11 protein-coding genes and 1 pseudogene are annotated in these 15,076 nt (G+C 73.9%); 5 read left to right on the forward strand and 7 right to left on the reverse strand.

Annotated elements, in window-relative coordinates; translation table 11 throughout:
* Positions 1-27 precede the first annotated feature (27 nt).
* Positions 28-720 carry a Crp/Fnr family transcriptional regulator gene (locus ACQPZO_RS22080; protein ID WP_161690328.1) on the forward strand — a complete coding sequence of 231 codons (693 nt, stop codon included), beginning with the start codon at positions 28-30 and terminating at the stop codon, positions 718-720.
* A 450-nt stretch (positions 721-1,170) separates the two neighbouring features.
* Positions 1,171-4,737, forward strand: a complete 3,567-nt coding sequence (locus ACQPZO_RS22085; protein WP_433343611.1) for an ATP-binding protein — start codon at positions 1,171-1,173, stop codon at positions 4,735-4,737.
* Positions 4,738-4,985: 248 nt separating this feature from the next.
* On the opposite strand, the pseudogene ACQPZO_RS22090 reads toward ACQPZO_RS22085, so the two are convergent.
* Positions 4,986-5,078 (reverse strand): annotated as a pseudogene (locus ACQPZO_RS22090) (1-acyl-sn-glycerol-3-phosphate acyltransferase); the annotation flags it as partial.
* 181 nt (positions 5,079-5,259) lie between these two features.
* Here ACQPZO_RS22090 and ACQPZO_RS22095 point away from each other — a divergent pair.
* Entirely contained in the window at positions 5,260-6,087 is an 828-nt protein-coding gene (locus ACQPZO_RS22095) for a DUF308 domain-containing protein (protein WP_433343612.1), read from the forward strand.
* A gap of 206 nt (positions 6,088-6,293) precedes the next feature.
* Positions 6,294-7,712 carry an alpha,alpha-trehalose-phosphate synthase (UDP-forming) gene (locus tag ACQPZO_RS22100; RefSeq protein ID WP_433343614.1) on the forward strand — a complete coding sequence of 473 codons (1,419 nt, stop codon included), beginning with the start codon at positions 6,294-6,296 and terminating at the stop codon, positions 7,710-7,712.
* 23 nt (positions 7,713-7,735) lie between these two features.
* Here the strand turns inward: ACQPZO_RS22100 and ACQPZO_RS22105 are convergent, their stop codons facing one another.
* From ACQPZO_RS22105 to ACQPZO_RS22130, 6 genes are all read right to left on the reverse strand, one after another.
* A complete protein-coding gene (locus tag ACQPZO_RS22105) occupies positions 7,736-8,530 on the reverse strand; it encodes an alpha/beta hydrolase (RefSeq protein WP_350882942.1) in 795 nt (264 codons plus the stop codon).
* Between the two features lie 26 nt (positions 8,531-8,556).
* Positions 8,557-9,963, reverse strand: coding sequence for a flavin-containing monooxygenase (locus ACQPZO_RS22110; RefSeq protein WP_433343616.1), 1,407 nt, complete (start codon positions 9,961-9,963; stop codon positions 8,557-8,559).
* Between the two features lie 104 nt (positions 9,964-10,067).
* A complete protein-coding gene (locus tag ACQPZO_RS22115; protein WP_433343618.1) occupies positions 10,068-10,772 on the reverse strand; it encodes an endonuclease/exonuclease/phosphatase family protein in 705 nt (234 codons plus the stop codon).
* Between the two features lie 11 nt (positions 10,773-10,783).
* The gene (locus tag ACQPZO_RS22120) at positions 10,784-11,731 is read right to left on the reverse strand and encodes an ROK family glucokinase (RefSeq protein ID WP_433343620.1); all 948 of its coding nucleotides are present in this window, start codon (positions 11,729-11,731) and stop codon (positions 10,784-10,786) included.
* A gap of 77 nt (positions 11,732-11,808) precedes the next feature.
* On the reverse strand, positions 11,809-12,504 hold the full coding sequence (locus ACQPZO_RS22125) for a hypothetical protein (protein WP_433343622.1): 696 nt from the start codon (positions 12,502-12,504) through the stop codon (positions 11,809-11,811).
* Positions 12,505-12,547: 43 nt separating this feature from the next.
* Positions 12,548-13,003: an SRPBCC family protein gene (locus tag ACQPZO_RS22130; protein WP_405106001.1), complete on the reverse strand. Its 456-nt coding sequence runs from the start codon at positions 13,001-13,003 to the stop codon at positions 12,548-12,550.
* Between the two features lie 227 nt (positions 13,004-13,230).
* On the opposite strand from ACQPZO_RS22130, the gene ACQPZO_RS22135 reads away from it, so the two are divergent.
* Positions 13,231-15,048, forward strand: a complete 1,818-nt coding sequence (locus ACQPZO_RS22135; protein ID WP_433343624.1) for an AMP-dependent synthetase/ligase — start codon at positions 13,231-13,233, stop codon at positions 15,046-15,048.
* The last annotated feature ends 28 nt before the right edge of the window (positions 15,049-15,076 follow it).

Raw genomic sequence — 15,076 nt, forward strand, 5'->3', positions numbered from 1 at the left:
TGTCCTTGACCGGGGAGGGGTTGGGCCGTGGAGATGCGCCTGCCGGAGCCGGGTGACGCCCTAACCGGCGTCGACATGTTCGCCGGCCTCGAGCCGGAGGTGCGCCAACGGGTGATCGCGGCGGCGGTGCCGCGAACGTATCGCAAGGGCCAACTGCTCTTCGTCGAGAACGACCCGGGCGAGTCGCTGATCGTGCTGCGCCGGGGCGCGGTGGCAGTGTTCCGCACCGCGCCGACCGGCGAACGGGCCGTGCTGTCGGTGATCCGCCCCCCGGACGTGCTCGGCGAGGTCTCCCTGCTCGACGCGTCCACCCGCTCGGCGTCGGCCGAGGCGATCGAGGACTCCGCGGCGCTCGCGCTGTCCCGCCCCGCCTTCATGGAGCTGGTGCACTCCAACCCGCGCATCCTCGACGCGGTGATGCGCTCGCTCGGCGGACTCATCCGCCGGCTGACCGAGCAGAACGCCGACCACGTCTTCCTGGACCTGCCCGGTCGGGTCGCCAAGACGCTGGTCCGGCTGGCCGGCGAGAGCCAGGCCCCGATGATCACGATCGAGCTCAACCAGAGTCAGCTCGCGGAGATGGCCGGCGGCTCCCGGCAGAGCGTCAACCAGGCGATCGGCTCGTTCGCCAGCCGCGGCTGGCTGCGTACCGAGGGCCGCCGGATCGTGGTCACCGATGTGGGGGCGCTACGCCGCCGGGCCGGCATGAACGACCGCTGAGCCACCCCGGCCCGGCGGCCCCCTGACGACGAGAAGGGCCGGCGGGCGAGGCCCGCCGGCCCTTTCACCGGTTATTGACGTGTCCCGTTGTTCAGTTGCCCGGCTCGTCCGCGGGCGGTGCACCCGGGCCGGGACCGATCGGTGTCGGATCGGTCGGCTTGGGCTTCGGCGGGGGCGTCGACGTGGTGTTCGTGGTGTTCTCGGGACCAGTACCCTGGCCGTCCGGTGCTTCAACCATGCCTTGCTCCTCCAGTGAGGCGAGAGTGACGGCGTCGACCTCGACCGTGTCGCCCGGGGCCCACACGGTCCCGCGCGAATCCATCCACGGGGCGGACAGTCGTACGTGCACGGCACTCTCCTGACGGGGTATCTCCTGAGTGGAAGGTTAGTCTGGCCCGATCAGCCGCACAGTCCGTCCACATATCGGGTAGCCGACTCAGCGGCAGGGGCGTGATACTGGGGTCACCTCGCGCTACGGAGCCGACCATCGACCTGAAGTGTGGACACTGCTCACGCGGAGCCGGTCCCGACGACCGCTTCTGCGGCGGGTGCGGGCAGGCATTGAGCCGCAGCTGCGCCCGCTGCGGGCACGCCAACGGCGCCGAGGCCAACTTCTGCACGAGCTGCGGCCAGCCGCTGCACGACCGGCCGGTGGCGGCGCAGGAGGACCGCCGCCAGGTCAGCGTCCTGTTCATCGACATCGTCGACTTCACGACGTACGCCGAGCGGGCCGACCCGGAACAGGCCCGCAGCCTCCAGCAGCGCTACTTCGCCACCGTGCGCCAGCTGGTGCACCAGTACGGCGGGGTGGTCGAGAAGTACATCGGCGACGCGGTGATGGCGCTGTTCGGGGCGCCGGTGGCCACTGACAACGACGCACTGCGCTGCGTACGCGCGGGGCTGGAGCTGCAACGGAACCTGGCCCGTCAGCCCGCCGGCCCGCACCCGCCGCTCGGGTTCCGGGTCGGCATCGCCACCGGCGAGGCGCTGGTCGACCTTTCCGCGGCCCGCGACGGCGGGCAGGGCTTCGTCACCGGGGACGTGGTGAACACGGCCTCCCGGTTGCAATCCCTCGCCCCCTCCGGCGGGGTGGTGGTGGACGAGAGCACCTGGACGGCCACCCGGCACGACATGGAGTACGCCGTCCAGCCCTCGGTGACACTGCGGGGCCGCTCGGCGATCAGCCGGATCTGGCTGGCCGTCCGCGCGCTGCCCCAGCGGGACCTGAGCACCGCCGAGCTGACCCCGATGGTCAACCGGGAACACGAGCGCGGCCTGCTGGTCAACGCCCTGCACCGGACGATCACCGAGCGCACCTCGCAGCTGGTCACCGTCTTCGGCCCGGCGGGGGTGGGCAAGAGCCGACTGCTGCGCGAGTTGGCCCGGCACGCCGCCAGCCTGCCCGGGCCGCCGGTCGCCTGGCTGGTCGGGCAGTGCCCGCCGTTCGGCGAGAACGTCACGTACGCCGCCCTCGCCGACATCGTCAAGGGGTGGGTCGGCGTGTCGGACGTCGACGACCCGACGGCCCTCGACGACCTGCTGCGGCGCCGCCTGGGCGGGCTGGCCGACCGGCACGGCGTCCGGCTGGCCGGTCAGCTCGGCCCGCTGATCGGCCTGCCCGGCGAGCGGCTCACCCCGGGCGAGACCGAGGCGTCCTGGCGGCGGTTCCTGCTCACCCTGGCCGCCGCCGGCCCGACGGTGCTGGTCTTCGAGGACATGCACTGGGCCGACCAGGCCATGCTCGCCTTCGTCGAGCAGCTCGGCGCGGCGGCACGCGGCGTGCCGCTGCTGGTGTTGGCCACCGCCCGGCCGGAGCTGCGGGAGCGCCACCCGGCCTGGACCGGGACGATCAGCGGGGCGATGTCGATCTCGGTGCCGCCGATGCACGACGCGGACATCGACACCCTCTACTCGCTGCTGCTCGGGCAGGCCGCGCTGCCGCCCGAGTCCCGGGGGCCACTGATCGAGTTCGCCGACGGCAACCCGCTCTACGCCCAGGAGTACGCCCGGATGCTGCTCGACGGCGGGCTGCTCGACGCGACCCGGCCGGACGTCCGGCTCGACCCGGCCGGCTCCCCGGGGATGCCGCGCACCGTGCAGGCGGTCATCGCCAACCGGCTCGACCTGCTCGACCCGTCCGACCGGGCCGTGCTCCAGGCCGCCGCGGTGGTCGGCGTGCAGTTCTGGCCGGGGCCGGTGGCCACCGCGCTGAGCCGGCCGGTGGAGTGGGTCGAGCGGGCGCTGGACCGGCTGCAACGCCGCGACCTGGTGTACGAGCAGCCCACCTCGGCGATGCCCGGGCAGCCCGAGTACCGCTTCCGGCACATCCTGGTCCGGGACGTCTGCTACCAGCGGCTTCCCCGCGCCGAGCGGGTGCTGCGCCACCAGCGCACCGCCGACTGGCTGGAGCAGGTCACCGACGGTCGGCAGCACGACCTCGTCGAGGTGCTGGCCAACCACCGCTGGACGGCGCACGAGATCGCCCGCACAGTCGGCCTGGACACCGCCCCGTACGCACCGGCGGCGCGGGCCGCCCTGCACCGCGCGGCCCGGCGGGCGAACGAGCTGCACGCGCTGGACACCGCCGCGACCCTGGTCGGGCGGGCGCTGGCCCTGGCCGGCGGGCCCGACCCGACGCTGGAGCTGTTCGACGCCGAGTTGGCGTTCTACCGCGACGGCGACGCGTTCCTGGTGGCCGAGGGCGCGGGCAAGCTGACCGAGCTGGCCGACCGGCTGGCCGAGGCCGGCGAGTGGACGGGGGCGGCCCGGGCCTGGACGCTGCTCGCCACGGCGGCGTGGAGCCGGGCCGACCGGTCGGAGACGCTGCGCTGCCTGGACCGGGCGCTGGGCATCTACGTCGACCTGCCGGACACCGAGGAGAAGGCGGGCGCCCTGCTGGAGCTGGCCCGGGTGCACATGTTCAACGCGGAGACCGACCCGGCCTGTGCGGCGGCCCGGACCGCCGCCGGGCTCGCCGAGCGCCTGCAACTGCGCGAGGTGAGCGCGAACGCCCGGATCACCCTCGCCGTGGCCCGCTACCTGTCCGGCGTCGGCGAGGCGTACGCCGAACTGGCCGAGATCACCGAGCACTGCCGGGTGGAGCGGCTGACCAGCCGCCGCCGGGCGGTGCACAACCTGGCCTGGGTGTTGCAGGAGGAGGGCGACCTGGCCGGGTCGGCCCGGCTCGTGGACGAGCAACACTCGCTGGACCTCGGCGGCGAGCACAGCCTCGCGACGAGCTTCGAGGACCAGTGGGCCCGGTCGTACTACGCCGGGGACTGGGGTTCGGCGGCAGCGCTGGTGGCCGAGTCGACCCGGCGGCCCACCGCCGAGTGGGACCTGCACATCGTCGCGGTCTCCGGCTGGCTGCGGGCGCTGCGCGACCACCCGGAGCGGGCCGCCACCGGGCCGGACGGGGCCGGCGGGGTCGGGGCCGAGGAGGGCGGCGAGGACGGCCAGGTGGAGCGGGCGGTGCTGGCCGCCCGACGCTCGGGCTTCCACCGGGTGCTCCGCTCGACGCTGGCCCACGCCGCGCTCTGCCGGGCGGTGCAGGGACGCGACGCCGAGGCGCTACGGCTGCTCGCCGAGCTGGACGACGACTGGCGGCGAACCCGGATGATCCCGTTCGCCGAGTGGGTTCCCGCGATCGGGCACGTCGCGGTGGTGCTCGGCGGGGACGCCGCCCGACAGGTCCGGGAGCTGCTGGCCCGCTCGCCGCGGACGACCCCGTGGGCCCTGGCCGCCGGCCAGGAGGCAGAAGCCGCGCTCGCCCGGGCGGCCGGGGACACCCTCGCCGCCGCCGGGCTGTTCCGGTCGGCGGCCGAACAGTACCGCCGGATGGGCGACATCACCGACCACGCGCTCGCCCTCGCGCTCGCGCTGCCCACCCTCGGCGAGGTGGACCCGCCGGGCGCGGCCGAGGTGCGGGCCCAGGTGCAGGAGTTCGCTGGCCGCAACCACGCGCCGGGCCTGCTCCGCCTCGCCGGTGCCGGTGCCGGTGCTGGCCCGCAGGCGTAGCCGCCCGTCCGGGCTGGAGACGACCTGAGCTGTGCCTAGCGTCGGTTGGTCCATGTGGAGCTGCCCCGTCTGCGCTATCGGGTCGGCGGTAGCACGAACGGGGCAACTCCACATGGACCACCGGGCAGGACCCCCACCCACTCACCGCTCGTCAACGGCCCCCGGCTCGTTGGCACAGAACGCGGCCGGCGAGGACGCCGGCGGCGATGCTTCGCCAGCCGGCCCTTGAGCCCCTTACCGGTGAACTACTCCGCTTTGGCGATGAATGTGACTTTTCGCTTGACGGCCGGCGGCGTGAAGATCGAATCGGAGAAGGACAGGTGGTTGCTCGCGAGGATGATGTACTTCATCAGCCACGGGGGTGCCGTCGGCGGGCGGAACCGTCGGCCGTGAGCCGACGAACCAGGAGCGGCACGCCACAACGCACTCCCGGAATGGGGCCCCGACGTGTCACGATTCAGGGCACGGCGTGCGGGGCGCCGGGGCGACCGCACCGCGAGGTGCGCCGAGGGAGGATGTCCGGTGACAGCGGGTGGGGCCCGCCGAGGGCGGCGGGACAACGGGATCGACGCGAGCGAGTACGCAGTCGCCGGCGACGTGGATCCGCGCGTCGGCGAGCACCTGCTCGACGTGCTGGCCGCCGGCGGCATCGCGGCGTACCTTCAGCCGTCGGCCGACCTGAACCCCGTCACCCGCACCACCACCGTTCCGTCCCGGCCGGTCGACCGGCTCTACGTCGACCGGTCGCACCTGACCACGGCGCGTGACTACCTCACCCAGCTCGCCGAAGAAACCCCCGCCGAGCCGGCCCGCAACGAGCCGGACGTGGACGCCGAGTGGGCCCGCATCGTGGCCGGTTTCCACACCGCCCCGGCCGCCGGGGCGCACCCCTGGCCCGCGGCGGAGGACGTCGACGACGAGCCGGGTGAGCCGGCGGCGGGCGGAGCCGGCCGGGTTGGCGCGGACGAGGGCGGGACCGCCACCGACGTGCGCCGGCTGCCCTGGGCCGCCGACATCTCCGGCGTCTCCGTGGGCCAGGGCCGGCAGGACGAGCCGTCGCTGCTGGACGGGCTGGACACGTTCGGCGCCGACCTGCCCGACGGCGCGGAGGAGCGCTACACCCCGCCGCCGCCCCCACCCCTGCCCCGGATCTCCAAGTACGCGGTGGCCGGCGTGCTCGCCATCATCATCGGCTTCGTGCTCTTCCTGGAGCCGACGCTGCTACCGGTGGATTCGTCGGTGGTCACCCTGTTCGGGTTCACCGGGATACTGGCCGGCTTCGTGACGCTGATCTGGCGGCTGCGCCCCGGTGACTCCGACGACGACCCGGACAACGGCGCCCGGGTCTGAGGCGGCAGGGGCACGCTTCATCGCGTACCGTTCCCGGGCACGGACGCCGGGTGCCCGGATTGCGGGACGCCGCCGCCCACCGCGAGAGGCGTAACAGTGGTGTAACTTACTGTCAGTAGGAATACCGCTGTACGTCACTTCCCCCACTGACTGCCCGGTTGTTCCTCGCTCGCGGTGGTCAGTCTCTGCTGATCGGAATGCCCGAGATGCGACAGAGTTCCCTCGTGGTGGTGGCAAACCGCCTCCCCATCGACGACAGTGTGGCGCCCGACGGCGCCTGCGAGTGGCGAAGCAGCCCCGGCGGGCTGGTGAGCGCCCTGCATCCCCTGCTCCGGCACACCCCGGCCACCTGGGTCGGCTGGGCGGGCGGCACCGGGCCGGCGCCGGCCCTGCCCGACGTCGACCGTGTCCGGATGCACACCGTGCCGCTGAGCTCCGAGGATCTTCGCGACCACTACGAGGGCTTCGCCAACTCCACCCTGTGGCCGCTGTACCACGACGCGGTCGAGCAGCCCGAGTACCACCGCCGCTGGTGGGAGGCGTACCAGCGGGTCAACCAGCGGTTCGCCGAGGCGACGGCCGAGGTGGCCGAGCGGGGCGCGGTGGTCTGGGTGCAGGACTACCACCTGCAACTGGTCCCCGGCCTGCTCCGCGAGCTGCGCCCCGACCTGCGGATCGGCTTCTTCCTGCACGTGCCGTTCCCGCCGCCGGAGCTGTTCATGCAGCTCCCCCGCCGGGCCGAACTGCTGCGCGGCATGCTCGGTGCCGACCTGATCGGCTTCCAGCGCGCCCAGGCCGCGCACAACTTCGCCCAGCTGGTGGCCAAGGTGCTGGAGCTGCCCGCGACCGACCGGCGGATCAGCGTCGGCGACCGGGTGGTCCGGATCGGGGCGTTCCCGGTCTCGATCGACACCGCCGAGATGGCCGCCCTGGCGGGCCGCCCCGACGTGGCCGCCCGGGCCCGGCGGCTGCGCCAGGACCTCGGCGACCCCGACCAGGTCATCCTCAGCGTCGACCGGATGGACTACACCAAGGGCATCGAGCAGCGTCTCAAGGCGTACAGCGAGCTGCTGGCCAGCGGGCACGTCAAGGTGCGCGACACGGTGCTGGTGCAGGTGGCGGTGCCCAGCCGGGAGCGGGTGACGCAGTACCAGATCCTCCGTGACCGGGTCGAGCGCGAGGTGGGGCGGATCAACGGAGAGTTCGGCCGGGTCGGCGAGCCCGCCATCCACTACCTCACCCAGCCGTTCGACCGGGCCGAGCTGGCCGCGCTCTACCGGATCGCCGACGTGATGGCGGTGACCCCGCTACGGGACGGAATGAACCTGGTCGCGAAGGAGTACGTGGCGGCGCGGGTGGACGACACCGGTGCGCTGCTGCTCAGCGAGTTCGCCGGCGCGGCGGCGGAGCTGCCGCAGGCGTACCTGGTCAACCCGCACGACCTGGAGGGACTCAAGCAGGAGCTGTTGGCCGCGCTCCAGGCCGACCCGGCCGACGTGACCGCCCGGATGCGCGCGATGCGCGAGCACCTGCACCGCAACGACATCCACGCCTGGGCGCGCTCCTACCTCAGCGCCCTCGACGACGAGGGCTCGCTGTTGAACCACATCGGCACGACCGGCTGACCGGCCGGCCGCGTCGGCGCGGGTCAGGCCGGGGCGTGCTCCTTCTCCAGCCAGTCCAGGATCGCGTCGATCGGCTCCCGCCAGCGGGCGTCCAGCATCAGGTCGTGCCCCATCCCGGGGAAGAGCAGCGGCGCACCGCCGTGCCGCCGGGCGGCCCGGGTCAGCGCGGCCGGCGGGACCACCCGGTCGTCGGGGCTGCCCAGCACCAGCACCGGCGGGTGACCCACGGCCGGCTCCGGGTCGCGATGGGTCAGCAGCTGCCACTGCGCGCGCCGGCCGGCCCGACCGAGCCGGGAGGCGTACCGGCGGGCCTCGGCGTCGGGCAACTCGCGGCTGAACAGCTGCCGGCGGCTCAGCCGCAGCCCGCCGCCGACCAGGGCGGGCAGGGTGCCGCCGGGGTTGCGGCGCAGCGCGGTGCCCAGCGTCCCCCACTCGCCGAGCACCGGGGCGACCAGCACCGCCGCCCGGGCCGGGTAGCGGGCCAGGGCGTGCCGGACCACCAGCGCCCCGGCGCCGTGCCCCACCAGCACCGCCTGGCGCGGCAGGCCCGCCGCCACCTGCGTCACGTCGTGGGTGTACGCCCGCAGCGTCGCCTCCGGCGCCGGCTCGCTGCCGCCGTGCCCGCGCAGGCTCAGCGCGTACGCCGGGAAGCCGCGCCCGGCGGCGTGCTCCAGCCAGTGCTCGGCGAACGCCCACGCGCCGTGCCCGAAGCCGGGCACGAACAGCAGCGGGGGGCGGCCCTGCTCCAGCTCGGGGAGCGCGCTGAGCACCTCGCGGCGGGCCGGGCGGACCGGGCGGGCCCACTCCCGGCCGCGCATGATCCGCACCCGTTCCCCGCCGCCGCTCACTTCTCCTCCAGGTCGTACATCGCGCGCTGCACGGCGCGCAGGTAGTCGGCGTGGCCGACCTCGAACCAGTGCCGGCTACTGTCCTTGACCTTGCCGGCGTAGCGCTCGCCGACCCCGGCCGCGGCCCGCTTCGCGAACACGGCGGCCCGGTCGGGCCGGGTGAGGCGCAGCGTGAGCAGCCGGGCGAAGAGCACTGTCTGCCAGTGCGACAGGGTGAAGATCCCCGAGTCGGACTGGACCAGGCCGGCGACGGCGAGGGTCGGATGGCCGGGGGCGAAGGCGTTGAGCCACAGCCGGGGCCGGCCCGACCCGTCGGCGTCGCCGAGGATCTTCGGGTCGAGGAACTCGAAGCGGGGAAGGTAGCCGGTGGCGAAGACGACCAGCTCCGGCTCGATCCGGCGGCCGTCGGTCAGCTCCACCGCCTTGGCGTGGAACCGGGCCACGTCCGGCACCGGGGCGATCTCGCCGTGCCCGACGTAGTAGACGAGCTGGCTGTTGGCGATCGGGTGGGTCTCGTAGACCCGGTGGTCGGGCTTCGGCAGGCCGAACCGGGTCAGGTCGCCGACGGTGAGCCGCAGCGTCCAGTGGTAGAGCCACTGCCGGATCCGCAGCGGCACCCGCAGCGCCAGCAGACGGTCGTTGACCTGGTCGGCGGGGCGCCCGAGGACGTACTTCGGGGCGTACCAGTAGCCGCGGCGGGTGGAGTGCCAGCAGTGGGACGCCTGCTGGGCCGCCTCGACCGCGATGTCGCATCCGGTGTTGCCGGCCCCGACGACCAGCACCCGCTTGCCGCGCAACTGGGCCGGGTCCTTGTAGGACGAGGCGTGCATGATCTCGCCCCGGAACTCCTCCAGCCCCTCGTAGCGGGGCAGCTTCGGCGACCAGTTGTGGCCGTTGGCGACGACCACGGCGGCGTACCGGGAGGTGCGCTCCGGGCCGTACCCGCCGGTGCTGCGGGTGGTGACGTCCCATCGGTCGCCGGCGACCGGCTCGACCCGGACCACCTCGGTGCCGAACCAGACGTGCTGGCGCAGGTCGAAGTGGTCGGCGTAGCGCTCGAAGTAGGACAGCAACTGGCTGTGGTGCGGGTAGTCCGGCCAGTCGTCCGGCATCGGGAAGTCGGGGAACTGGGTGAACGGCGGCGACGAGATCAGGTGGGTGCTGGCGTACACGGGGCTGCGGTCGTGTCGCCAGTTCCACGCGCCGCCGACGCCGGTCTCCCGTTCGTAGCAGTCGACGCCGAAGCCGTGTTCGCGCAGGTTCTTCACCGCGGTCAGGCCGCTGGCCCCGGCCCCGATGACGCAGACCGTGTCGCCCCGGTCGGAAACCGGGCGGCCCTCCCGGGTCGGGGCGAGCGTCGCCGCTTCCGGCTCGGGACGGCCGGGGTCGGTGGAGGGGGACACCGGATTCTCCTTAGGTGCGGCACGAGTGCCGGTCGCTGCGAAATCCTTCCGGTAACCCAACCGGTTTGTCCAGCCCCTGTGGAGGGTCGGACGCCCCGGGACGGTCAGCCGGTGGCCGGCAGCAGCAGGTCGACCAGGACGGGGAAGTGATCGCTGGCACGGCGGGTCTGCGGGGTGTCCACCACGTCGTAGTCGACCACGGTGATCCGGGGGTCGACGAAGACCGCGTCGATCCGGCGGCGCGGGTCGGCGCACGAGTAGGTGTGCCGGTCGGCCCTGTCGGCCGCGACCGCCGCGTCGGTCAGCCCCTCCCCCACCGTCGCCCAGGCCGAGCCGTCGGGGCCCTCGTTGAGGTCGGCGCCGGCCACCACGGGCAGGTCGGCGGCTGCCAACTCCCGCTTGAACGCCGCCGCCTGGGTGGGCCGCTCGGCCGGGTCGGTGGCCAGGTGCGAGCCGGCCAGCAGGAACCGTGCCCCGCCCACCCGACACTCGGCGTACGCGGCGCCGCGCAGGTGCCGGCCCGGGGTCAGCGGGTAGCGCTGGCAGCGGGTGTCGAGCACCCGCACCCGCAGGCTGGTCAGCAGCAGGTTGCCCAGCGACGGCAGCCCGCCGGCGGCGACCACCAGCCCGAACGACTCGGCCAGCGTGGCCGACTTCTGCCGCCACCGGAACCGCCGGGGGGCCTCCTGCACGATCACCACGTCCGGCGCGGCCTCGCGGACCACCGCGGCCAGCGCGGCGGTGTCGTCGCGCTGACTGTGGATGTTGTACGACACGACGCGCAGCGGCACGCCAGCGTTCTCGCTCATCCCGGCCCGCCTCAGACCCGACGGGCCAGGTCGGCGGCGCCGATCACGCCGGCGGTGTTGCCCAGCTCGGCGGGGCGCACCTCGGCGACCGGGAGCCGGCTGCGCTGGGCCAGCGCGTCGGTGAAGGACCGCCGGGTCGGGCCGAGCAGCAGGTCGCCGGCCTCGACGACGCCACCGCCGACGACCAGCACCTGCGGGTCGAGGATCTGCGCCATGTCGGCGAGGCTGGTGCCGAGCCAGCGCCCGACCTGGGCGAACGCCTCGGCGGACACGGGGTCGCCGCCCTGGGCGGCGGCGGTCACCATCGGGCCGGTGACGGCCTCGGCCTCGCCGCCGGCCAGTTCCAGCAGTGCGGTGGCCCGGTGCGGCTCCTGGCGGGCGGCGGCGCGGGCGAACCGGACCAGGGCGCTGCCGCTGGCGTACTGCTCGATGCAGCCGAGCCGGCCGCAGCCGCACTGGTGGCCGTCGGGGACGGTGAGCATGTGCCCCAACTCGGCGGCGATGCCGTTGGCCCCGCGCACCAGTTCACCGCCGAGCACGATGCCGCCGCCGACGCCGGTGCCGATGGTGAACATGACCATCGAGTCGTCGGCGTGCCGGGCCGCGCCGTAACGGAACTCGGCCCAGGCTGCGACGTTGCCGTCGTTCTCCACGATCACGGGCAGGCCGGTCGCGACGCTGACGTACTCGCGCAGCGGCTCGTCGCGCCAGGCCAGGTTCGGGGCGAAGAGGACAGTTGATCGGCTAACGTCGATCCAGCCGGCCGCGCCGATGCCGACGGCGTAGATCTGCCGGCCGGCGGCGAGTTCGGTGACCACATCGATGATGACGTCGCGGGTCTTGGCCACGTTGTCGGCGGGGGTGTCCCGTCGGGCCTGCACGAGGACCTTGCCGGTGTCGTCCACGACACCGCCGGCCACCTTCGTGCCACCGACGTCGACTCCGATGGTCAGCGTCACCGCTGCCACTCCCCTCTGCTGTGCTGTCCGGCACCGTCACGGCGAACCGCCGTGGGGTGGGTCGGGATGTCCGGTGGTCAGGCCTCGTCGCCTGGTGCGTCCTCGCCCGCGCCGCCGGGCGTCCGCGAGACGGGCACCCCGGGTTGGCCGGCCGTCGGCCGGGGGTCCCCCGGCGCGTCCGACCCGGCGTCGTCGGCGGGCGGCACGTCGGCAGCCGGAACGCCCCGACCCTCCCCCCGGGTCGCGGCGGACCACACGTCCTGCTCCGGCGCCGGCTGAGAATCATGCCCGGTGCGGGTGGCCTCGCGCCACACATGATCGCCCGACTCCTGTCGCGCCCCGGTCCGGGGCGGGGGCGGCGCTGCGTCCCCCGGCTCCTGCGGGCGGTGCGCGGGGTCGTCGGCCGAGGCGAACGCGCGCAGCAGGCTGGCCACGCCGGCGGCCAGATCACCCGCTCCGGTGGCGAGCCGCTCGGCGAATTCCGGACTCGGGTCGCGTAACGCCGCGATACCGCGGCATACCGGGCAGATGCAGCACTCTGCCGCACCGGTGGCGAACCCGCCCCGGCCGGCCTCGGCGGGCCCGCCGGCCGTCCGCCCGCCGGCACTGTGACCGAGGACACTCGACAGGATCCCACCGACCGGACCCCACGGGCCCGCCCCGGAACCGGAACCGACGCCCGCGCGAATTCCGGCCAGCCGGGCCGCCGCGAGCGCCGTGGCGACCAGCCGCTCCGCCTCTTCCCGGGCCGAACCCGGCTCGGTACCCCCCATGGTCGGCTCCTCTACCGTGCCGGGCGTGCCGCAGCAGGTCGCGTCAACGCGCCGCACCGGATTCTTCTACCCGGAGCTTGAGCTGCTTCAACGCCGTATCCATGATCATTTTTTCGGCCTTGCGCCGAAACATGCCCAGCATGCCCACGGAAAGCTCCACCTCCAGGGTGTAGGTCACCGTGGTCGTCCCGTCCGGGTTGCCGACCAGGTCGTACGACCCGTGCTGGGAGCGCTGCATCTTCGAGGGCGCCACCAGGTGCCACTCGATGCGGGTCAGGTCCTCGGAGTACTCGTAGGCGAGCACGTACTCGTCGGCCATCACCCCGGCGTCGATGGTGAACCGGACCTGGCTGGCGTAGCCGTCCTCGTACTCCTCGACGACCTCGGCCCGGCGCATCGCCTCGGTCCACTCGGGGTAGCGCGCGAAGTCGCAGATCACCGCCGCGACCCGATCCGGTGACGCGCCGATGACGATCGACTGGGTGGAGGAGTCCGCCATGTGGGGGAGGCTACCCGGCGGCGGGCGGGAACGCCCCGGTCCACCCCCGCCACGCGGGCGGCCCGTCGCCGGCGGACCCGTCCGGCGAGCGCCACGCTCGGGGCCGATTCGGGGGGCGGTGCGGGCAACCTCCTACCGCAGTCACCTGGGCGGGCGGGTAGGTTTCGACAGAGCCGACCCGTCCGGGCCCCCGCCCGCCCGGCCAGTGCGAGCACGAGGGAGTGCAGGTGCGCGAGTTCTCCGTTCCGCCGATCGTCACCGTCGGCGACTCGGCCAACCTGACCCAGCCGGTCTGGGACAACGCCGAGGCGGCCCCGGAGGCGGTGCAGTTCGTCCGCCCCGCCCCGTCGGCCGGCGAGACGGGCGCGGGCCGGGAGGACATGACCTGCCGGCAGTTCCGCGACGAGGTGGTCGCGGTGGCCCGCGGGCTGGTCGCGGCCGGCGTGTCCCCCGGCGACCGGGTCGCCCTGATGAGCCGCACCCGGTACGAGTGGACCCTGTTCGACTACGCGATCTGGGCGACCGGCGCGGTCACCGTGCCGATCTACGAGACCTCCAGCGCCGAGCAGGCCGCCTGGATCCTGGAGGACTCCGGCGCGGTCGCGGTCGTGGTCGAGAGCACCGCGCACGCCACCCTGGTCGCCGGCGTCCGGGACCGGCTCCCCGAGCTGGCGCAGGTCTGGCAGATCGAGCTGGGCGCGGTCGGCGAACTGGTCGCCGCCGGCGCCCCGATCGACCCGATGGAGATCGACCGGCGCCGCACGGCGGTCCGGGCCGACGACGTGGCGACCATCATCTACACCAGCGGCACCACCGGCCGCCCCAAGGGCTGCGTGCTGACCCACCGCAACATGTACGCCGACATCGCCAACGCGGTGCCCGTACTGCCGAACCTGTTCCTGCGGCCGGGCGCGTCGACCCTGCTGTTCCTCCCGCTCGCGCACGCCTTCGCCCGGCTCATCCAGATCGGCATGGTGCAGGCGCGGGCCACCATGGCGCACTGCCCCGACACGACGGACCTCGTCGGGGCGCTCCAGGAGTTCAAGCCGACCTTCGTGCTCTCTGTCCCCCGGGTCTTCGAGAAGGTCTACAACGGGGCCCGGCAGAAGGCCGAGGCCGACGGCAAGGGAAAGATCTTCGACCGGGCCGAGCAGGTCGCGGTCGCGTACAGCGAGGCCCTGGACAAGCCGGGCGGGCCGGGCCTGGCGCTGCGCGCGCAGCACGCGGTCTTCGACAAGCTGGTCTACCGCAAGTTGCGCGCCGCCCTGGGCGGCCGGTGCCGGGACGCCATCTCCGGCGGCGCGCCGCTCGGCGCCCGGCTCGGCCACTTCTTCCGGGGCATCGGAGTGACCATCTGCGAGGGGTACGGGCTCACCGAGACCTCCCCGGCCGCCGCCGCGAACCTGCCCGACGCCACCCGGATCGGCACCGTCGGACGCCCGCTGCCCGGCGTGACCGTCCGGATCGACGACGACGGCGAGATCCTGATCTCCGGCGACCTGATCTTCCGGGGGTACTGGCGCAACGAGGCGGCCACCGCCGAGGCGCTCAGCGCGGACGGCTGGTTCCGCACCGGGGACCTGGGGAAGCTCGACGACGACGGCTTCCTCAGCATCACCGGCCGGAAGAAGGAGATCATCGTGACCGCCGGCGGCAAGAACGTCGCCCCGGCGATGCTGGAGGACCAGGTCCGGGCGCACCCGCTGATCAGCCAGTGTGTCGTGGTCGGTGACCGCCAGCCGTTCATCTCCGCGCTGGTCACCATCGACGAGGAGGCGCTGCCGAAGTGGCTGGCCGCCCACGGCCGCCCGGAGACCACCCCGGTCGCCGACCTGCGCGAGGACGAGGCGCTGCGCGCCGAGGTGCAGGGCGCGGTCGACCAGACCAACCAGTCGGTCTCCAAGGCCGAGGGGATCAAGGTGTTCCGCATCCTGCCGCACGACTTCACCGAGGCCACCGGCGAACTCACCCCGTCGCTGAAGGTCAAGCGGCAGGCCGTGCACAAGACGTACGCGGCGGAAATCGCCGACATCTACCGGCGCTGACTACGATCCGTCACGTGCCAGCCTCCTC

The sequence above is a fragment of the Micromonospora sp. CA-111912 genome, from assembly GCF_050948415.1.
Lineage (GTDB): Bacteria > Actinomycetota > Actinomycetes > Mycobacteriales > Micromonosporaceae > Micromonospora.